Origin of the sequence: Rhodococcus sp. RDE2 (genome assembly GCF_020885655.1) — a bacterium.
Taxonomy (GTDB): domain Bacteria; phylum Actinomycetota; class Actinomycetes; order Mycobacteriales; family Mycobacteriaceae; genus Rhodococcus; species Rhodococcus pyridinivorans.
This window is the reverse complement of the sequence record NZ_AP025186.1, coordinates 3,205,580-3,225,187: the sequence shown is the minus strand read 5'-3', so window position 1 is coordinate 3,225,187 and position 19,608 is coordinate 3,205,580. Positions and strand designations below refer to the sequence as shown.

At 70.8% G+C, this 19,608-nt stretch carries 17 protein-coding genes; 10 read left to right on the top strand and 7 right to left on the bottom strand.

Annotated features, from left to right (window positions below; translation table 11 throughout):
- Positions 1-4: 4 nt before the first annotated feature.
- Together crtI and LPH33_RS15010 are read right to left on the bottom strand one after the other, a co-directional pair.
- The gene (crtI, locus tag LPH33_RS15015) at positions 5-1,537 is read right to left on the bottom strand and encodes a phytoene desaturase family protein (RefSeq protein ID WP_229565045.1); all 1,533 of its coding nucleotides are present in this window, start codon (positions 1,535-1,537) and stop codon (positions 5-7) included.
- 5 nt (positions 1,538-1,542) lie between these two features.
- Positions 1,543-2,589 carry a polyprenyl synthetase family protein gene (locus LPH33_RS15010; protein WP_160875746.1) on the bottom strand — a complete coding sequence of 349 codons (1,047 nt, stop codon included), beginning with the start codon at positions 2,587-2,589 and terminating at the stop codon, positions 1,543-1,545.
- Between the two features lie 219 nt (positions 2,590-2,808).
- On the opposite strand from LPH33_RS15010, the gene metF reads away from it, so the two are divergent.
- Complete coding sequence (metF, locus tag LPH33_RS15005) at positions 2,809-3,753, top strand: methylenetetrahydrofolate reductase [NAD(P)H] (protein ID WP_172414884.1); 945 nt, start codon at positions 2,809-2,811, stop codon at positions 3,751-3,753.
- 24 nt (positions 3,754-3,777) lie between these two features.
- On the opposite strand, the gene LPH33_RS15000 is transcribed toward metF, so the two are convergent.
- From LPH33_RS15000 to LPH33_RS14980, 5 genes are read right to left on the bottom strand one after another with little or no spacing between them, the layout of a single operon-like run.
- Complete coding sequence (locus LPH33_RS15000; protein ID WP_160875748.1) at positions 3,778-4,995, bottom strand: glycosyltransferase; 1,218 nt, start codon at positions 4,993-4,995, stop codon at positions 3,778-3,780.
- Positions 4,965-5,687 carry an LppM family (lipo)protein gene (locus LPH33_RS14995; RefSeq protein ID WP_016693820.1) on the bottom strand — a complete coding sequence of 241 codons (723 nt, stop codon included), beginning with the start codon at positions 5,685-5,687 and terminating at the stop codon, positions 4,965-4,967. The genes LPH33_RS15000 and LPH33_RS14995 overlap by 31 nt, the downstream gene beginning before the upstream one ends.
- The gene (locus LPH33_RS14990; protein ID WP_229565044.1) at positions 5,684-6,562 is read right to left on the bottom strand and encodes a carotenoid biosynthesis protein; all 879 of its coding nucleotides are present in this window, start codon (positions 6,560-6,562) and stop codon (positions 5,684-5,686) included. Before LPH33_RS14990 ends, LPH33_RS14995 begins: the two co-directional genes overlap by 4 nt.
- Positions 6,559-8,154: a phytoene desaturase family protein gene (locus LPH33_RS14985; RefSeq protein ID WP_229565043.1), complete on the bottom strand. Its 1,596-nt coding sequence runs from the start codon at positions 8,152-8,154 to the stop codon at positions 6,559-6,561. Before LPH33_RS14985 ends, LPH33_RS14990 begins: the two co-directional genes overlap by 4 nt.
- A complete protein-coding gene (locus LPH33_RS14980; protein WP_016693817.1) occupies positions 8,151-8,798 on the bottom strand; it encodes a GNAT family N-acetyltransferase in 648 nt (215 codons plus the stop codon). The genes LPH33_RS14985 and LPH33_RS14980 overlap by 4 nt, the downstream gene beginning before the upstream one ends.
- A gap of 323 nt (positions 8,799-9,121) precedes the next feature.
- Between LPH33_RS14980 and LPH33_RS14975 the strand changes: the two genes are divergently transcribed.
- The 9 genes from LPH33_RS14975 to mraY all read left to right on the top strand — a co-directional run bounded on the left by LPH33_RS14975 (position 9,122) and on the right by mraY (position 19,607).
- Positions 9,122-9,607: an SAV_6107 family HEPN domain-containing protein gene (locus tag LPH33_RS14975; protein WP_160875754.1), complete on the top strand. Its 486-nt coding sequence runs from the start codon at positions 9,122-9,124 to the stop codon at positions 9,605-9,607.
- A 173-nt stretch (positions 9,608-9,780) separates the two neighbouring features.
- Positions 9,781-10,200, top strand: a complete 420-nt coding sequence (locus LPH33_RS14970; protein WP_088897283.1) for a DUF3040 domain-containing protein — start codon at positions 9,781-9,783, stop codon at positions 10,198-10,200.
- A gap of 445 nt (positions 10,201-10,645) precedes the next feature.
- Complete coding sequence (gene mraZ / locus LPH33_RS14965; protein WP_006554148.1) at positions 10,646-11,077, top strand: division/cell wall cluster transcriptional repressor MraZ; 432 nt, start codon at positions 10,646-10,648, stop codon at positions 11,075-11,077.
- Positions 11,078-11,367: 290 nt separating this feature from the next.
- Positions 11,368-12,408, top strand: coding sequence for a 16S rRNA (cytosine(1402)-N(4))-methyltransferase RsmH (gene rsmH, locus LPH33_RS14960; RefSeq protein WP_016693815.1), 1,041 nt, complete (start codon positions 11,368-11,370; stop codon positions 12,406-12,408).
- 3 nt (positions 12,409-12,411) lie between these two features.
- The gene (locus tag LPH33_RS14955; RefSeq protein ID WP_160875756.1) at positions 12,412-13,254 is read left to right on the top strand and encodes a hypothetical protein; all 843 of its coding nucleotides are present in this window, start codon (positions 12,412-12,414) and stop codon (positions 13,252-13,254) included.
- Between the two features lie 71 nt (positions 13,255-13,325).
- Positions 13,326-15,158 (top strand): peptidoglycan D,D-transpeptidase FtsI family protein, encoded by a 1,833-nt coding sequence (locus LPH33_RS14950; RefSeq protein ID WP_160875758.1) that lies wholly within the window; start codon positions 13,326-13,328, stop codon positions 15,156-15,158.
- A 206-nt stretch (positions 15,159-15,364) separates the two neighbouring features.
- Entirely contained in the window at positions 15,365-16,990 is a 1,626-nt protein-coding gene (locus LPH33_RS14945; protein WP_229565042.1) for a UDP-N-acetylmuramoyl-L-alanyl-D-glutamate--2,6-diaminopimelate ligase, read from the top strand.
- Positions 16,987-18,531, top strand: coding sequence for a UDP-N-acetylmuramoyl-tripeptide--D-alanyl-D-alanine ligase (locus LPH33_RS14940; protein WP_016693811.1), 1,545 nt, complete (start codon positions 16,987-16,989; stop codon positions 18,529-18,531). Before LPH33_RS14945 ends, LPH33_RS14940 begins: the two co-directional genes overlap by 4 nt.
- Positions 18,528-19,607 carry a phospho-N-acetylmuramoyl-pentapeptide-transferase gene (gene mraY, locus LPH33_RS14935; RefSeq protein WP_016693810.1) on the top strand — a complete coding sequence of 360 codons (1,080 nt, stop codon included), beginning with the start codon at positions 18,528-18,530 and terminating at the stop codon, positions 19,605-19,607. The genes LPH33_RS14940 and mraY overlap by 4 nt, the downstream gene beginning before the upstream one ends.
- The last annotated feature ends 1 nt before the right edge of the window (position 19,608 follow it).

Sequence of the window (19,608 nt, the reverse complement as noted above, 5' to 3'; positions counted from 1 at the left end):
GGTGTCACCGCCTTCGCGGAACACCGAGACGTTCGGCGGCGAGCCTTCCGGACAACAGCACGGTGGGGACACCGACGCCCGGCACCGTCGCCGACCCCGCGAGCACCACGCCGGGAACGGCCGGATCGAGGTTGCGACGCCGGAACGGTCCCGTCTGCCGGAAGACGTGGGCGCTCGAGAACGGGCTGCCCGCCTGCATGCCACGAGCGTGCCAGGTGGCGGGCGTGTCGATGTGGTCGACGCGGAAACCGTCCGTGATCCCGCCGTATCCGCGGCGGGCGAGGACGTCGAGCAGCTCGTTGCGGTAGGGCACCGCGAGCTCGGCCCAGGCGAGCGGAGCGCTGTCGAGGTTCGGGCACGGCGCCAGCACCGACAACGGTTCGTGTTCGACCCCCTCACGGGTGAACCGCAGGCCGGGATCGGACAGGGCCGGTCGCGTGATGAGCAGCGACGGATCCGACATCGGCCGGCCGCGTCCGCGGCTGCGGGTGATCTCCGCGAAGGTGCGGTCCCACTCGCCACCGAAGTCGATCACGTGGTGGTGTTGCGCCGCCCAGCCGCGGGTCACCCCGGTGGGGATCGACCCGTGCAGCACCACGGCCGACGGTGCGGCCAGCGTGCGGCGGCGCCGTCGGCGGGGCAGCAACCCGTCGACCACCGGGGTGTCGGGGGTCAGAACGGCCGCGTCGCACGGGAAACGCTCACCGTCGCGGGTGCGGACACCGTCGACCCGTCCGCCGGACAGATCGAGCGAGGTCACCTCCCGCCCGAGTTCGAGCCGTCCACCGGCCTCGACGAACGCCGCGGCCATCGCGCGGGCGACGGACCGCATACCGCCGTCCACCGCGTACACGCCCAGCGAGGTGTCCATGTGCGCGATCGCCCCGTAGACGGCGAGGGCCCGCGCCGGAGCAACCCCCGCGTACAGCGCCTGGAACGTGAAGACGCGGCGCAGGCGCGGGTCGGTGATCCTGCGGTTCACCTGAGCGCCGAGCCTGCCGAACCCACCCAGCCGGAGCAGACGCGCCAGGTCGCGCAGCGCCGCCGGGGACGAGACCAGGTCGAGCGGCGAGTCGAAACTCGCGTCCATGAAGCGGTCGAACTCGGCGTCGAAGATGTCGGCGAGCCACGCGCGCAACCGCAGATAGCGGCGTGCCTCCTCCGGTCCGCACACCCGCGAGATCTCCGCGACCATGGCGTCGGGATCGGAGTGCACGTCGATCGAGGTGCCGTCGGCGAACCGTGCGTGATAGGCGGGGGACAGTCGCCGGGTGCGCAGGGCCGGCCGGACGGAGTTCCGGTCGGCGCCGACCGCGGCGAGCGCGTCGTCGATCAGCTCGGGCATCGTCAGCACGGTGGCTCCGTTGTCGATCTCGTAGCCCGGGCCTCGATAGCTGCCGACTCGGCCACCGACGTCGTCGGCGCGTTCGAGCACCGTCACGTCCCTACCGGCACCGCGCAGGTACAGGGCCGCCGACAGACCGGCGAGACCGGCACCGACCACGACGACCCGGTCGGCGCCGGGAACCGTCCGCACCGTCCTCACGCCACCCGTCGGGTCGCGGCGACCGCCGACTCGCGCAGGAGGGCCTTGCCCTCCTCGGTGGCGCCGGACGACTCGAGCGCCTCGAACGCGCTGTCGGTCAGTGCCGTGATGCGGTTCTCGATCCGGGCGACCGCGCCGAGATCGACGAGCAGCGAGCGGAGCTGCTCGACCTGCCCGTCGGACAGATCGGTCCCGATGGAGGTGCGCAGCAGCTCGGCCGCGGCAGGATCGGACGCGTCGGCCGTCTCGAGCGCCAGCGCGTACAGGACGGTCCTCTTGCCCGAGCGCAGGTCGTCGCCCGAGGGCTTGCCGGTGACCTCGGGGTCGCCGAAGACACCGAGCAGGTCGTCGCGCAGCTGGAACGCCAGGCCGATGTCGGTGCCGAAGCGGCGGTAGGCGGCGATGAGGTCGTCGTCGGCGCCGGCGAGGGCAGCGCCGATGTGCAGCGGGCGTTCGATCGTGTACGCCGCGGTCTTGAACCGGTTGACCCGAGTGGCGGCCTCCACCGATTCGTCCGCCGCCACCTCGTTGGCGATGTCGAGGTACTGCCCGCCGAGCACCTCGGTGCGCATCGCGGCCCAGGCCGGGACCACGCGCGCGACGGTCGCGGGGTCGAGCCCGGCCGAGTGCAGCATGTCGTCCGCCCACACGAGGGCGAGGTCGCCGAGCAGGATCGCGACCGACTCGCCGAACTGCTCCGACCTGCCGTGCCAGCCGGCCTTCCGGTGTTGCTCGGTGAACTCGACGTGCACGGTGGGGAATCCGCGACGCGTGGTGGAGGCGTCGATGATGTCGTCGTGGACGAGTGCCGCGGCCTGCACGAGCTCGAGCGCGGAGCACGCCTGCAGGACGGCCTCGGCCTCCGGCCCGGTCGGGTCACCGCCGGCGCCGAGCCAGCCCGTCCACGCGAAGCGCGGACGCACCCGCTTGCCCCCGCGCAGCACGAACGCCTCCAGAGTGTCGACGGCCTGCCGGTATCCACCGCCCACCGAGTCGACCAGGTCGGAGCGTGAGGTGAAGAACTGCCGGAGGGAGTCCTCCACCCGATGGGGGAGCTGCTCGGCAGACAAGTGATCGGCGCCGGTAGACAGGACGAAACCTCCAGGTCGATGGGTGACGGCGCCTCGGAGGCGGGTGAGCCGGAGGTGCCGCGACCAGCCTATCCGCACAGTCGGGTCGTCGCCGGTAGCGACCGCCCCGGGGGCGCCACCTATGCTGGACCGGTGACAAGCGACTTCGTCAGGGCAACCGAGGACGGCGGGATTTCTCGGACCCCGTCGATCGTGGACCGTCTCGGGTCCGCGCGTTCGGGCCGCATTCCGTTCTCCGTCGAGTTCTCCCCGCCTCGCGACGCCGAGGCCGAGGGACGACTGTGGCGTGCCGTGCGGACGTTCGAACGTCTCGGTCCGGCCTTCGTATCGATGACCTACGGCGCCGGGGGATCCACCCGCGACCGTACGGTCCGGGTCACCGGACGTCTCGCCGAGGAGACCACCCTCCTGCCGGTCGCGCACCTCACGGCCGTCGGGCACAGCATCGACGAACTGCGCGCGATGGTCGGCGCCTACGCCGATCGCGGCATCACCAACATCCTCGCCCTGCGCGGCGACCCGCCGGGCAACCCGCTCGGCGAGTGGGAGAAGCACCCGGAGGGTCTCGAATACGCCGACGAACTCGTGCGGCTGGTGCGCGATCTCGGCGACTTCCACGTGGGCGTCGCGTCGTTCCCCGAAGGACACCATCGGTCCCCGGACCTCGACCACGACACCCGCTATCTCGTGCAGAAGCTGCGTGCGGGTGCCGAGTACTCGATCACCCAGATGTTCTTCGACGTCGAGCACTACCTGCGTCTGCGCGACCGGGTCGTGGCCTGCGACGCCGAGCAGGGACTCAAGCCGATCATCCCCGAGATCATGCCCATCACCTCGCTGCGCTCGGCGCGGCGCAGCCTCGAACTGTCGGGTTCGCATCTGCCGCCCGTACTCGAGGAGCGGCTGCGGCGCGCGGCGGGCGACGGTCCGGAGGAGAATCGGGCCGCGGTGCGCGAGGTGGGCATCGAGGTGGCGACGGAGATGTGCGAGCGGCTGATCTCCGAGGGTGCGCCGTGCCTGCACTTCATCACGCTCAACTTCGCCCGCGCGACCGGCGAGGTGCTCGACCGTCTCGGCTACGAACTCGAAGCTCCCGCCGTGGTGCAGCCAGCCTGACATCCGTCCCGTTCCGGCTGGGGGTCAGGGCAGGACGCGGGCCTTCCACGCCGCGCGTCCGCTGCGCCGGGCTCGGATCGACGACGCCGTGAGCGCACCGAAGGCCAGGACCGATGCCGGGTGTGCCGCGGCGTCCAGCAGGTCGTCGACGGGACGGTCCGGAGCATCCGGGTGTGTGCGTCCTCCCCGTTCGGTGGCGCGCGCAAGGAGCCGTGACGCCATGCCCGCGGCGGTACCGGCCACGCCCCAGCGCCGCGTCCGCCCCTCGCCGAGAAGCGCCGCCGCCGGGGGCACGAGATAGGCGAGGAGATACAGCGCGACCACCGCGGCCGCGCCGGCCGGGGAACCGAACGCCGACCACAACCAGCGGGTGTAACCGCCGATCAGCGGGCGGGGCCCGTCGTACATCCGGCACGACGCCAGCCCGCCCGCGGCCGCGACCGTCGTACGCAGTCCGGCGCGACGCAGTGCCCGGGCCAGATCCAGATCCTCCGTGGGACTCGCCGCGACCGCGGCGTGCCCGCCGATCGCCGCGTAGGCGCGCGCGTCGAAGACGAGGAACTGCCCGCACGCAACCGCCATCGACGGCCGGTGGGTGCGGTGCGAGACCGCGACGGGCAGCACCGAGAACCACGACCAGAACAGCAGCGGCTGCACGAGCCGTTCGAGCGCCGATCCTGTGAGCTGGTACGGGAACGGTGAGACGAGCGCGGCGTCCTGGCGGCGCAGCGGAGCGACGGCGGCGGCGAGCGAGTCGGGTGCGAGCCGGACGTCCGCGTCGACGAACACGACGACGCCGCTGTCGGCTGCCGTTCCGGCGTGGGCGACGGCTGCGGCACACGCGGCCGCCTTTCCGGTCCATCCTTCGGGAGGCGGCTGTGTCGACCGGACGACGGTGATGCGCTCGTCGCCCTCGGCGGCGGCCCCGGCCACCTCGGCGGTGCCGTCGGACGAGTCGTCGTCGAGGATCACCACGCGCAGGGCGCGCAGTCCTGTCTGGGCCCGCAGGTCGGAGACGATCGCGGCGATGCGGGGCGCCTCGTCGCGGGCGGGGACGACGACGGTGACCTGCTCGTCGACCACCGGTCCCGGCACGAGGCTGGGGAGCGCGACGCGGTTCGCGAGAGCGACGGCCGCGCCGTAGGAGGCGACGAGAGCGCCACCGGCGACGAGTCGCGTGAGACCGGGGGACGGGTCGCGCGGAAGGCGGGTCAGGACCGCGTCCCGTTCGCCGACGACCACTGCGGCGCGGGATTGCGGGTGAACCAGGCCGCGCCGGCGATGATCAGCGTGACACCGAAGGCGCCGCCGGCCATGATTCCGGCCCAGCCCGCGAAACCGCGCGTGTTGGGATCGGCGTAGCGCACCTCCGCGCGGAGGGTGCTCACCTCGCCGGCCGGAAGCTTCCAGGTCACGACCGAATCCGACTCGCGGGTGCCGTTGGTGGTCGCCACCCGGGCGGGGAACGCGATGGTGAACTGCACGTCGGTGCCCTGGGTGGGAGCGGACTCGAGATCCACGCGTCCGTTCAGGGCCACCAGATCGCCGGAGCGCTGCAGGTTGAGCTGGAACATGCCGGCGCTCTGATCGGACATCGTGGCGAGCTGCTGGACGTCGCCGAAGGTGAGGTCGTTGAAGAAGACCTGGCTCCCGACGTAGCCGTCCTGCGAGTACTCCTGCACCCGCACCTTCCCGGCCAGGGCCGAGGGAGCGGTGAGCTCGGGACCGGGATCGTTCTCGTCGGCGGGGATGGTCGCGGCGACGATCTGCCCCGACACACGGTCGTCGGAGGAGATCCCCATCGTCGCCTGCACGCGCAGGCAGCCGGTGAGGAGCGGGAGGCCGAGGAGGACGAGCCCCACGACCGCGACGACACGACGGCGGACGGACAGGTTGGACGACTGCACGGAGAACATGGTGCCAGGCACGGTCATCCTCGTCGGTTCTTCGGGTCGCTCGCGGCGAGTCGTGCCTCGTCGGCTCCGGGACCGGACGCGCTTCCGCGCCACGACCGGACGAGCGAGACCAGCAGGGGAACACCCAGTACCCCCATGACGAGCAACCCGTACACCGCGGAGTAGCGGAGTTCGGGAGCGTCGAGGAAGACGCTGTGGGCGAGGGCCGAACCGAGCCACGTCCACAGGAACAGCGCGATGGGCACGGCATCGTGCCGGGGCGCGTCGGCACGGTCCGAACGGGAATCGACGAGCACGAGCACGGTCGCCATGATCGCGGCGACGAGGAGCCAGCCCGCGTAGTTGGTGAGCGGAATGTGCTCGATCCCGGGCAGTCCGCCGGCGTTGCACCACGACCAGTGCCCGTCCGCCACCATCTGGGGGTCGAGATAGAGATCCCAGCCCAGCATGCCGACGGTGACCGCCGCGACCCGGCCGGGACCGTTGCGGACGAGGCGGGAGGCCACGCACCAGACGGGGTACAGACCCGCCGACCACGCCAGCGGCACCACCAGCGGGACGTCGAAGGCGGCCGGTCCGAGCCGGTCGGTGACATAGCTGTAGCAGCCGTAGGGATAGCCGGTCATCGTGCCGACCACCTCGGACAGATATCCGATGCCGGCCGAGCTGACGAACAGGACGACGGCGAAGGTGAGGCCGCGGTTCAGCGCGGCATGGACGAGGCACGCGGCGGTGAGCAGCGTGACGACCGCGACGGTCGCGGCGTCCCGGGCATCACCCGCGGTGAGGGGATAAGCGATCTGGGCGAGGACCGCGGCGACGGCCGGGACGATCGGAAGGATCGTCCGCCACCGGGCCGGCCGGGGCGGTGCGGGGACGCGGGTGTCGGTCACCGCGACACCCAGCCCTTCACGCGGTCGACGAGGCTCCCCTTGGCGTCGGCGAGGGCGACCCGGGCGGCATTGCGGCCGCTCGCACCGGAGACACCACCACCGGGATGGGTCGAGGCGCCGGTGAGATAGAGGCCGGGCGCGTCGGGCACCCGGTAACCGGACAGCTCCGGCAGCGGCCGCCACAGGAACATCTGGTCCAGCGACATCTCCACGTGCATGACGTTCCCGCCGAGCAGGCCGAGTTCGCTCTCGATATCCGCGGGGGTCTGCACGTGACAGTGCTCCACGCTCGCGGTGAATCCGGGAGAGCGCGTCTCCATCTCGGCAAGGATGCGGTCGGTCTCGGCGCCGGCGATGTCCGCCCAGCGACGTCCGCCGCGCAGCGAGTACGGATGCCACTGGGACCACAGCGTGATCTGGTGCTTGCCGTCGGGTGCGATCGTCGGGTCGAGGGCGGAGAAGCTCATCGCGAGGACGGCCGGTCGCGGCGGCAGGTCTCCCGCCATCGCGGCACCGTGCGCGGCGCGCAGATCGGCGCGGTCGTCGACGAGCAGTTGCAGACCGGAGGTCGTCAGTTCGGGTTCGTCGCAGCCGCGGTAGCGGGGCAGCGAGTCGGTGCCGAGCCGCAGGACCATGCCGATGCCCGGGCCGACCCGCATGCTGCGACGCCAGCCCTCGAGCCGGTCGCGGTCGTATCCGCCGCGGTCGAGCAGATCCAGTGTGGTCAGCACGTGGCATCCGGCGACGACCCTGCGGGCCCGCACCGAGCGTCCCGATTCGGTGCGCACGGTCCACACATCGCCGGTCCGGCGGATCTCGGTGGCGGCGTCGCCGCAGGTCACCGTGCCGCCGTCGGACCGCAGCCGCGACAGCAGGGCCTGGGTGAGCGCGCCGCTCCCGCCGATCGCGCGGCCCGGGGGCAGGGTGTGCATGAGGGCTGCGAAGCCCACCATCGCCGCGGTGCCGGGTTCGGACATGGGCGGCCCGGACTGCGCGCCGAACCAGGCGAGGGCCGCCTTGAGAGGTTCGTCGTCGAAGTACTCGTCGAGCAGGCTGTCGCCGGTGGTGAGGAACCGGCGGGACAGGGCGCTGCCGCCCTCACCGGCGTCGAGTCCCCAGAACGACGACAGCAGGTGCCGGCCGGTCGGGGGACGGGTGAACGACTTCATCACCGCCGCGCTGCGCGGGCCCCGGTCCTGCACGAAGCGGCGGTACGCGTCGGCCTCGCGACGTCCGCAGGCGGCCTCGACGGAGGCGCAGGTCCGGTCGAGATCGCGGTGGAAGACGATGCCGGGACGGTCGGAGTCCGCCGGCGGCGGCGCGTACGCCCACGGGTCGCAGTCGATGTAGCGCAGGCCGTGGGCGGCGAGATCGAGTTCCTCGACGATCCCCGAATGGCGCACCATGATGTGCGCCGAGGAACCCCGGTCGACGGCATATCCGGGGAAACGTTCGACGGTGGAGACGGCGCCGCCCGGCACGGTGTCGCGTTCGAGGATCTCCACCGACCATCCGTCGCGGGCGAGATAACACGCGGAGACCAGGGCGTTGTGGCCCGAGCCGACGACGACGACGTCGAGTGTGGAGTTCATGGGGTACCGCTTCCGTCCGGATCGTCGATCGTGTGGTGGTGGTGCGGAACGAGGTCCGGCTCGAGGGGCAGGCTCCTGCCGAGGACCGCGAACGGGCGGGCGTCGCCGGTGAAGACGAACCGGCGGACGACATCCTGGAATCCGAACCGACGGTACAGCCGCCACGCCCGGTTGTCCTCGCCCGGCACCTCGGGGGTGGACAGCAGTACGGCTGCTTCGGTGCGTTCCCGCAGCAGCGCCGACAGGAGCAGTTCACCGATGCGGCGACCCTGCATGTCGGGTCGGACGTGCAGTTCGGTGAGCTCGAAGTAGTCGGAGAGGACGCGATCGATCTCCTCGGGGGACCGTCCCGAATGGCGCATGCCGGCGCGCACCTGCTGGTTCCACCACTGGCGGGTGTCGCCCCGATAGCCGTACGCGATTCCGACGACGGTGTCCGGATCCTCGGGGAGACTCGCGGCGAACGCCTGCCATCCCGCGCGGGCCGAATGCTCGGACCACATCGGCGCGCGGTGGTACTCCGTGCCGCGGGGATACCGCATCGCCGCGACGTAGACGGCCAGCAGCTGGGGCAGGCGCGCACGGAAGTCCGCGGGGGAGAGTTCGGTGAGGATCGGGGCGTCGTGGCGGGGGTCGGTGGTCATGCGTGACTCGTTCGGGTGGCTCGCGCTGCGTCGGAGGTGCTCGGGTCTCGCTGATCGTTCGGGATGACGTGGCCGCTTTCTCTTGACGGGTTGTCGGTGGGTCCAGCTATATTGAATACGTCGAACGCATGTTCGACACCGGTGATCCGGGGATGTTCGAGGGAAGCGAACATCCCCGGATCACCCTGGGGTCTCCCGCTCGGCGTCCGTGTCGGGCCTCACTCGAGGACAGTGATCTCCGTTCCTCGGCGTTTCGGCGGGAATGCCACCGGATACCGCTCGTTGTAACGAGTGGTGAGACCACGCCGAGGAGGTGCGTGAACATGGCCAACGGTCAGGTCGCGAGTCGAGGCCCGCGTCGGACGTCTCCCACGCTCGGACCGTCCGCATGCATCGACCGTGCCACCTCGGCGCGCGCGGCGACGCTGTTGCGCAAGGCCGACGATCTGCTCTCGGGTGCCGCCGGTGCCGGCGATCCGGGCGAGCGGTTCCGGCTCGCCTATCTGGCAGCGCTGCGCGGTGCCGGTGCGGTGGTCGCCGCCGCGGAGCTGCGGTCCGGGATCCGGCCCCGCCGCCCCGCCACGCGCAACGCATGGGCACTCATGGCGCGCGCCGACGAGTCCTTCGCCGTCTGGGCCGACTACTTCGCCGATCGTTCCGCCACCCGTACCGCGGTCGAGGCGGGGGTCGCGCAGGCGGTGGGAGCCGACGAATCCGGTGCGTTCTACGACGAGGTGGGCCACTTCCTGCACGACGTGGAGGGTTATCTCGACGCCGAAGCAGAGCCGGAGGTCGGTGTCGGTGGGTGACTTTCGCCCCCTCACGAGGGCCTTCGCCGAAGAGGGGATCGAACTCACGTGTGGAGTTTGTGGTCCACAGCGACATCTGCTCGTATTATTGACTCAGGCGGCCGTACGGACGGCCCCCCGCCGGATTCGCCCCACGGATCCGGTGGCCACCGTTTAGTGCCGGGGGAGGTACCGTGCCACTCTCCGAGCACGAGCAGCGCATGCTCGATCAAATCGAGAGCGCGCTCTATGCTGAGGATCCCAAGTTCGCCTCGACCGTGCGTGGCAGCCGGTTGGGGATGGCGTCGAACCGGCGGCGGCTGCAGGCCGGCGCCTTGTTCGTGTTGGGCCTGACGCTGTTGATCGCCGGCGTTGCCCTGCCGCTCAAGCCGGGCGGCTTCCCGATCATCAGTCTGCTCGGGTTCCTCGTGATGTTCGCCGCCGGAGTCCTGTTGCTCCTCGGCGGTCGTCGGTCGTCGACTCCAGGGGCGACGGGCGGTAGTTCCGGTTCCGGAAAGACCGGTCGAAGTTCCCGCGGCGGCAAGAAGTCCTCGGGTGGTGGCTTCACCAACCGCATGGAAGAGCGGTTCCGGAGGCGTTTCGAGCAGGACTGACCTCCTCGACCATCAGGTGTATCGACGACGGCGCGACCCACGGGTCGCGCCGTCGTCGTTTCTCTGTCGACCGACCTCTGGACCTCTGCCCGTCCGTCCGCTCCACTGTCCCTCCACCACCGTGCCCCACCCGCGCGTTCCCCGTCTCCCCACCGCCTCCCACCCCGGCTCCGGACGCAGTGTTTTCCCTGGTCGCCGATTGCTCGGTCCTCGCTCCGCCGGTGGGGCGGAGCGTCGGGGCGCCGACGACGGTCAATCCGGTGTCGTCGCGCGAGGGCGTGTCCCCATTTTTCGCCACCTGCTCTGAGCTGGGAATGTGACGACAACACGCGTGGCCGGGCGGCAGTAATCCGTTTCCGGTGGGGCAAAGTGGGGTAATGTGGGGCGCGGCGGGACAAGGTGTCCTGTCGCGCGAAGCATCCGTCCGGCAGCGGGGAGGCGCCGAGTGTTCCTCGGTACCTACACCCCGAAGTTGGACGACAAGGGCCGGCTCACGCTGCCGGCGAAGTACCGAGACGAGCTGGCGGGAGGGTTGATGATCACGAAGGGGCAGGATCACAGCCTCACCGTGTTCCCTCGCGACGAGTTCGCCGCTCTGGCCGAACGCGCTGCGAGTGCCTCACGGAGCAACCCGCAGGCACGTGCGTTCCTGCGGAGTCTCGCGTCGGGAACGGAGGAGCAGCGACCCGACTCACAAGGCCGGATCACGCTGTCGTCGGCCCACCGCAAGTACGCCGGTCTCACCAAGGACTGCGTGGTGATCGGTTCGGTCAGGTACCTCGAGATCTGGGACGCGACGGCATGGGAGACCTACCTCGCCGAGCACGAAGAAGACTTCTCGGAAGCGAGAGACGAAGCACTACGCGACATCTTGTAACCACGGCTCGGGCTGCGCGGCGAGTGCCGCGAGGCCTCTGCCCGATGTGCCGGCCCTGACGCACTTCCCCAGCGCCAGGTACGGACCGGAGGGCCCTGACGCACTTCCCCGGCGTCAGGTCTCTTCGGACTCGGACAGAGACCTCGAGGCATTCGCCGTCTTCCGTATCCACCCCCGTGGCGGCGAGCACGGTAGCGAGACGAGCGACAGGCAGGCACGAGGCACACCACCGTCCACCCGACGAGTACCCCACAGACCGTAAGCGGCCCGAGCAGGATTCCGGAGGACACATGGTGGACGGCGAGCACGAATCCGTCGATGGTACGGATGAGGCCACCGGTGCCGATGTGACATCTGCGGCGGAGTTCGGCCACGTGCCCGTCATGCTCCAGCGGGCCGTCGATCTTCTCGGCCCCGCTATCGAGAGCGTCGGTCCCGACGGTGAGGGCGCGGTCTACGTCGACGCGACGCTCGGTCTCGGTGGGCACTCCGAACACTTCCTGACGATCTACCCGAAGCTGAGGCTTGTCGGCCTCGACCGCGATACCGACGCACTCGCGATCGCCCGCGAGCGACTCGCACGGTTCTCCGACCGCACCGACTTCGTCCACACCCGCTACGACGGGATCGCCGACGCGCTCGAGAGCGTCGGCCTCGACCGGTACGGCTCGGTCCACGCGGCCCTGTTCGATCTGGGCGTGTCCTCGATGCAGCTCGACGAGGCGGAGCGCGGCTTCGCCTATTCCAAGGACGCCCCGCTCGACATGCGGATGGATGCCACCACCGGCATCACCGCGGCCGATGTCCTCAACACCTACAGCCACGGCGACCTCGCCCGCATCCTGAGCACCTACGGCGAGGAGCGCTTCGCCGGCAAGATCGCCTCCGAGATCGTGCGGACCCGGGCCAAGGCTCCGTTCCGGACGAGCGGCGAACTCGTCGAACTGCTGTACCGCACGATCCCGGCCGCGACCCGCCGTACCGGTGGTCACCCGGCCAAGCGCACCTTCCAGGCGTTGCGGGTCGAGGTCAACGCGGAGCTCGACTCGTTGCGCAACGCGATCCCCGACGCTCTCGACGCTCTCGCGGTGGGCGGCCGGATCGTCTTCATGTCCTACCAGTCGCTCGAGGACAAGGTCGTCAAGCAGGAACTGACTCCGCGTGCGAAGTCCCGCAGTCCCGAAGGGCTTCCGGTCGAACTGCCCGGGATGGGGCCGGAACTGCGCATCCTCACCCGCGGTGCGGAACGGGCGACGGACGACGAGATCGAGGCCAACCCACGTTCGGCGCCCGTCCGCCTGCGTGCTGCAGAACGAATCGCCAGGAGGTAACCGATGACCGTACAGGTGGCACCCCCGCAGCGCCGGAATCCGGGGCGATCGACCGCAGCGCAGCGTGCCTATCAGCGACGGTCGCAGCGCGCAGCACAGCTCGGGGTCGAACAGGTGCAGACCCGCGGGCGCACGACGGGGGCCGGACGTGTCCGCACCCGGATCCCGTTCGTCGCCACCATCATCGGGCTCCTGGGCGTGGGCATGGCCGTGACCCTGTTGCTGACCACCCGCGCGACCGAGGACTCCTACGAGCTGAGCGCGGCGCGGTCCCTCAACGAGGAACTCGCCCAGAAGCGGGCGGTGCTCCAGCGCGACGTAGCCACGGCCGAGTCGGCTCCGGCGCTCGCGGTCGCCGCGGCGGAGCTGGGCATGATCCCCACCGGGCAGGTCGCGCGGATCGTCGTCGCTCCGGACGGTTCGGTGCAGGTGGTGGGCGATCCGGTTCCGGCCCAGGGTGCCCCGCCGGTCCCGCTGGATCCGCCCGCCCGGGAGGACGCCCGCGTCCAGACCCCGCTGGCGGGTAGCGCCGGAGCGGAGACACCGCGGCCGCTCGGGGACGTGAGCGAGGAACCCCGGCCGCGTACCGACACCGAGGACACGCGTCGGGCAGCGCCGTCGGCCGACGGCCGCCCGGTGGGCGAGGAACCGGCACCGGCTCCCGCACCCGCGCCGGAAGCTCCTGCGGGCGCCACGCCGGACGTCGAGGGTGCCGCACCCGTTCCGCCCGCGGCGGGACAATCGGTACCCGTGAGCGAACTGCCGCAATCCGAAGCGCCCCGTGAGGCCGCGCCCGAAGCACCTGTCCAGGCCGTGCCGACGGAACCCGAGGGCGGGCCTCGGTGAACAACCGCTCCACCCCTCGGCGTGCACCGCAGCGACGTTCCACCCCGGCGACGCGCGGCGGGCGCGCTCGAATGCCCGCGCCGCGCGATCGCACACAGCGAGACCGGACGAGTTTCACGTTCCGCAACAAGTGGGGCCGGCTCGGCATGTTCGGCGCTCTGGGCATAGCCGTCGCACAGTTGCTGTCCGTGCAGCTCGTCCAGGCCCCGACCCTGTCCGCCGAGGCGGCCAGCCAGCGCACCACCCGACTCGTCGAACCCGCGACCCGCGGCACCATCGCCGATCGCAACGGCGAACCGCTCGCCTACACGATGGAGGCGAAGGCGCTGACCTTCCAACCCGTGCGGGTGCGCAAGGAACTCGAGGAGGAACGAGCCAAGGATCCGTCCCGGCCCGAGGTCTCGGAATATCTCGAGGGCGTCGCGTCGGCGATCCACGAGGCGCTCGGCGCTGCGGCGCCCGAGAAGGACGTGCTCGAGATGCTCGAGAGCGACGAGACCTTCGTGTACCTCGCCCGAGGTGTCGATCCGGGGGTCGCGGCGGAGATCGTCGACGAGTACGACAAGGTCGGCACCGAACGTCAGGACATCCGTCTGTATCCGGGCGGATCGCTCGCCGCCAATCTCGTCGGCGCGACCGGCTGGGACGGGCACGGCCTGATCGGGCTCGAAGCGTCGATGGACGCCGTACTGGCGGGTACCGACGGTTCGTCCACCTACGACCGGGGGTCCGACGGCGCCGTCATCCCGGGCAGCTGGCGCGACCGCCAGCCCGCCGTCGACGGTTCCTCCGTCGAGCTCACGATCGACAACGACCTGCAGTACCACGTGCAGCAGGAGGTGCAGCGCGCCAAGGACCTGTCCGGGGCGAAGAACGCCTCCGCCGTGGTCCTCGACGCGCACACCGGCGAAGTGCTCGCCATGTCCAACGACAGCACCTTCGACCCGTCGATCGGTGTCGCGAACAACCCGCCCGACGCCGAACAGGGCAATCTCGCGGTCAGTTCGCCGTTCGAACCCGGATCCGTGAACAAGATCATCACTGCCGCCGCGGCGATCGAGGACGGCCTGACCCGCCCCGACGAGGTCCTGCAGGTCCCCGGCACGATCACCATGGCCGGCGCGACCGTCAAGGACGCCTGGGATCACGGGGTCGTGCCGTACACCACGACGGGTGTGTTCGGGAAGTCGTCGAACGTCGGCACGCTCATGCTCGCCGAGCGGATCGGTGAGGACCGCTTCGCCGAGATGCTGCAACTGTTCGGTCTCGGTCAGCGCACCGATGTCGGCCTGCCCGGCGAATCCGCGGGTCTGCTGCCCAGCCGTGAGCAGTGGTCGGGTGGCACCTTCGCGAACCTGCCCATCGGCCAGGGTCTGTCGATGACCCTGCTGCAGATGACCGCGATCTACCAGACCATCGCGAACGACGGGGAACGTGTCCCGCCGCGGGTCGTGCGCGCGACCATCGCGCCGGACGGCACGCGCACCGAGACGCCCCGTCCCGATCCGGTGCGGGTGGTGAACCCGCAGACCGCCGCGACGGTGCGCGACATGTTCCGTTCCGTCGTCCAGTCCGATACCGGCAACCAGCAGGGCACCGGTGCGGGCGCCGCCATCGAGGGCTATCGGATCTCGGGCAAGACGGGTACCGCCCAGCAGATCGACCAGAACTGCAAGTGCTACTCGAACTCCGACTACTGGATCACCTTCGCCGGCATCGCGCCGTCCGACGATCCGCGCTATGTCGTGGGCATCATGCTCGACGCCCCGACCCGCAGCTCCGACGGCAGCGGGGGCCAATCGGCCGCGCCGCTGTTCCGCAACATCGCGTCGTGGTTGCTGCAGCGCGACGGCGTGCCGCTGTCGGCCGAACCGGAGAGCAAGTTGATCCTCCAGGTCGACTGACGAGGTGACCGTGGCGCCTCGGTAGGCTGACACGTCGGTAACGTGACACGACGGTCGTCGCCGAGACCGGATCGGGAACGAACCCGGGAACATCCGTCGGAGTGCCTGCAGACGAGCTGCAGCGAAGCGAGAGGAAACTGGTGCCTGTGCCATCGAGTCCGGATCCGGCTCCTCCGGAGGAGGGGCGGAGACCCGAGCACCCACCGATGACGCAGATCTCGGTTCTCGCCGACGCCATCGGGGCGCGCGTCGAGATCGTCAATGCAGCCGCCGGAGAGGACGCGGCCCGTGCGGCCGCGATCACCGGCATCGACCTGCGCGCCCAGGGCATCCGCCCCGGCGACGTATTCGCGGCGCTGCCCGGCGCGCGCGCCCACGGCGCCTCCTACGCGGGCACCGCGCTCGAACGTGGAGCGGTCGCCGTGCTGACCGACGAGGCCGGTCGCGACCTCGTCGCCGAGGCCACCTTCGATCCGGTCGCGGTCCTCGTCCATCCCGAGCCGCGTGCCGCGCTGGGGGCGGCGTCGGCCACCGTCTACGGACATCCCTCCCGGAGCATGCAGGTCATCGGCATCACGGGCACGTCCGGTAAGACCACGACGTCCTATCTCGTCGAGGCAGGCCTCGTCGCGGCCGGACGCGTCGTCGGTCTCGTCGGGACCGTGGAGACCCGGATCGAAGGCATCCGCGTGCCGAGCACCCTCACGACCCCCGAGGCGCCGCAGCTGCACGCCCTGTTCGCCGTCATGCGCGAACGCGGTGTCGACACGGTCGTGATGGAGGTCTCCAGCCATGCCCTCGCACTCGGTCGCGTGGACGCCACCGAGTTCGCCGTCGGCGGGTTCACCAACCTGTCCCAGGACCATCTCGACTTCCACAAGGACCTCGACGACTACTTCGGCGCGAAGGCCCGGCTGTTCGCCGAGGACTCGCCGGTCCGGGCACGCCGCGCGGTGGTGTGCACCGACGACGTGTGGGGACGCCGCATGGCCGAGGTCGCATCGGCCGGCCGCGACGACGCGACCGCCGTCCGCACGGTCATCACGGGTGGCGACGGTGACGCCGCTGACGCCGCTGCCGACTGGACGGTCACCGACGACGTCCCCGACGAGACGGGCGTGCAGCAGTTCACCCTGACCGGCCCGGACGGGACCGCCCGCCGCGCCACCGTCGGCCTGCCGGGCCGCTACAACGTCACCAACGCCGCTCTCGCCGTGGCGCTCTGCGCCGAGGTGGGCGCCGACATCGACGCCGCGATCCGCGGTATCGCCGACGTCGCGGTGCCCGGCCGGGTCGAACGCGTCGAACGCGGGCAGGACTTCCTCGCCGTCGTCGACTACGCCCACAAGCCCGCCGCGCTCGAAGCGGTCATCGGAACCCTGCGCGCCGCGACCGAGGGACGCATCGCCGTCGTCGTGGGTGCGGGCGGCGACCGCGACCGGACGAAGCGGCCGATCATGGGCGAGGTCGCGGCGCGGGCCGCCGACCTACTGGTCGTGACCGACGACAACCCCCGAACCGAGAACCCCGCCGCCATCCGCGCGGCGGTCCTCGACGGTGCACACTCCGTCCCGCCGGCCGAACGCGGCGAGATTCTCGAGATCGGCGACCGCGCCGCCGCGATCGACGCCGCGGTCGCGTGGGCCCGCCCGGGCGACGTCGTCCTCGTCGCCGGCAAGGGCCACGAGACGGGGCAGGAGATCGAAGGAGTCAAGCACCCCTTCGACGACCGAGAGGTCCTCGGCGCAGCACTCGACAAGTACCGGACCGCAGGACCCGACGGTCACCATCCGCCTGCTGCGGGCGGTTCGCATCACGGAGGCAAGGCATGATCCCGATGACACTGGCTCGGATCGCGGAGGTCGTCGGGGGCACCCTGCACGACGTCGACGATCCGTCCGCGGAGGTGACCGGTTCCGTCGAGTTCGACTCGCGACGGATCGGTCCCGGCGGCCTGTTCCTGGCGCTGCCCGGTGCGCGCTCGGACGGGCACGATCACGCTGCGGCCGCCGTCGCCGCCGGTGCGGTCGCGGTCCTGGCCGCACGGCCGGTGGGTGTGCCCGCCATCGTGGTGCCGCCGATCCCGCCGACCGAGACCAACGCCCTCGCGCTCGAACACGACAGCGACGGATCCGGCGCGGCCGTGCTCGCCGGCCTCGCGAAGCTCGCCCGCACCGTGGTGGACACGCTCACCGACGCCGGCCTCACCGTCGTCGGTGTCACCGGTTCGGCGGGCAAGACGTCCACGAAGGACATGATCGCCGCCGTGCTCGCACCGCTCGGTGAGGTCGTCGCCCCGCCCGGCTCGTTCAACAACGAACTCGGCCACCCCTGGACCGCGCTCCGCGCCACCGAATCCACCCGGTTCCTCGTCCTCGAGAAGTCGGCGCGGGGTCCCGGACACATCGCGACCCTGACCCGCATCGCCCCGCCGCGGATCGGTGTCGTACTCAACGTCGGTACCGCCCACCTCGGCGAGTTCGGTTCGCAGGAGGTCATCGCCAAGACCAAGGGCGAACTCGTCGAGGCACTGCCCAGCGCCGCCGAGGGGGGAGTCGCGATCCTCAACGCCGACGACACCCTCGTGTCGAAGATGGCGACCCGCACCACCGGTCGCGTGGTGACCGTCGGGACCGGGTCCGGTGCCGCCTACCGCGCCGAGGACATCCACCTCGACGATCAGGCGCGTGCCTCCTTCACCGCCGTCGTTCCCGGCGCCGACGGACAGGAGCGGCGTGTGCCCGTGCGCCTGGCCGTGCACGGCGAACACCAGATCGGCAACGCCCTGTCGGCGATCGCCGTCGCCGTGGAATGCGGTGCGACGGTCGAGCAGGCCGCCGAGGCGCTCGCGACGGCGGGTCCCGTCTCGGCGCACCGCATGGCGGTACAGACCCGATCCGACGGGGTGACCGTCATCGACGACGCCTACAACGCCAATCCCGATTCCATGCGCGCAGCCGTGAAGGCCCTGGTCACCATGGCGCGGTCCGGCCCGGCTCCCCGGCGCACCTTCGCGGTGCTGGGGGAGATGGCCGAGCTCGGGGACGACGCCGTCGTCGCCCACGACGCCATCGGACGCCTCGCCGTGCGCCTCGACGTCACCCGCATCATCGCCGTCGGCGCCACCCGACCGGTCCGGGGTCTGTTCCAGGGCGCCGTGATGGAAGGATCGTGGGGTGAGGAAGCGAGCCACGTCCCCGATGCCGACGCCGCGATCGCGTTGCTGCGCGACGAACTGGAACCGGGCGACATCGTGCTCGTGAAGGCATCGCAGTCCGTGGGACTGTGGACCGTCGCCGAGGCCGTCCTCGCGGACGACCCGGCCGGTAACGGAAACAACGACGCTGCTGTGGGGACGGAGGACGCCCGGTGAGACAGATCCTGTTCGCGGCGGGCATCGCGCTCGCAGTCTCGATCCTGCTCACCCCCGTCCTGATCAAGATGTTCTCCCGGCAGGGCTTCGGGCAGGAGATCCGGGTCGAGGGCCCACAGAGCCACCAGTCCAAGCGCGGCACCCCCACCATGGGCGGCGTCGCGATCCTCGCCGGTCTGTGGGCCGGTTACTGGGGATCGCATCTCATCGGCATGGGATACGACGCGGAAGGTCCCACCGCCTCCGGTCTGCTCGTGCTCGGCCTGACGACCGCGCTCGGTGGCGTCGGCTTCCTCGACGACTTCATCAAGATCCGCAAGCAACGCAATCTCGGCCTGAACAAGACGGCCAAGCTCGTCGGCCAGCTCGTCGTCGCCGTGGGCTTCGGCATCCTCGCGCTGCAGTTCCGCAATGCGGACGGCCTCACCCCGGCCAGCACCGATCTGTCCTACGTGCGCGACATCGCCACGGTCTCGATGGGCTCGATCGTGTTCATCCTGTTCGTCTACCTGCTGGTCAGCGCATGGTCTAACGCGGTGAACCTCACCGACGGCCTCGACGGTCTCGCTGCCGGTTCGATGGCGCTGGTGCTCGGCGCCTACGTCATCATCACCTTCTGGCAGTACCGCAACGCGTGCGCCGTGGAACCGACCGCCGGCTGCTACGACGTCCGCGACCCGCTCGACCTGGCGTTGCTGTGCGCCGCCGGCGCCGCCGCCTGCATCGGCTTCCTGTGGTGGAACGCCGCACCGGCCAAGATCTTCATGGGTGACACCGGCTCGCTCGCCCTCGGTGGCATGCTCGCCGGTCTGTCCATCACGACCCGCACCGAGCTGCTCATGGTGGTCATCGGCGCGCTGTTCGTCGCGGAGGCCGCCTCGGTGGTCATCCAGGTCGCGGTCTTCCGGTCCAGCCGCAGGCGGGTGTTCCGGATGGCACCCTTCCATCATCACTTCGAACTCGGTGGATGGGCCGAGACCACGGTGATCATCCGGTTCTGGTTGCTCGCCGCCATCGCCTCGGCGATCGGTCTGGCCCTCTTCTACAGCGAATACCTCGCGGCGATCGGGGACTGAC

Bases quoted from the DNA above. Each gene is read 5' to 3' on its own strand.
- LPH33_RS14995 (WP_016693820.1), bottom strand. From the start codon at position 5,687: ATGACCGTGCCTGGCACCATGTTCTCCGTGCAGTCGTCCAACCTGTCC.
- LPH33_RS14985 (WP_229565043.1), bottom strand. From the start codon at position 8,154: ATGAACTCCACACTCGACGTCGTCGTCGTCGGCTCGGGCCACAACGCC.
- LPH33_RS14980 (WP_016693817.1), bottom strand. From the start codon at position 8,798: ATGACCACCGACCCCCGCCACGACGCCCCGATCCTCACCGAACTCTCC.
- LPH33_RS14975 (WP_160875754.1), top strand. From the start codon at position 9,122: ATGGCCAACGGTCAGGTCGCGAGTCGAGGCCCGCGTCGGACGTCTCCC.
- rsmH (WP_016693815.1), top strand. From the start codon at position 11,368: ATGGTGGACGGCGAGCACGAATCCGTCGATGGTACGGATGAGGCCACC.
- LPH33_RS14955 (WP_160875756.1), top strand. From the start codon at position 12,412: ATGACCGTACAGGTGGCACCCCCGCAGCGCCGGAATCCGGGGCGATCG.
- LPH33_RS14950 (WP_160875758.1), top strand. From the start codon at position 13,326: ATGCCCGCGCCGCGCGATCGCACACAGCGAGACCGGACGAGTTTCACG.
- LPH33_RS14945 (WP_229565042.1), top strand. From the start codon at position 15,365: ATGACGCAGATCTCGGTTCTCGCCGACGCCATCGGGGCGCGCGTCGAG.
- LPH33_RS14940 (WP_016693811.1), top strand. From the start codon at position 16,987: ATGATCCCGATGACACTGGCTCGGATCGCGGAGGTCGTCGGGGGCACC.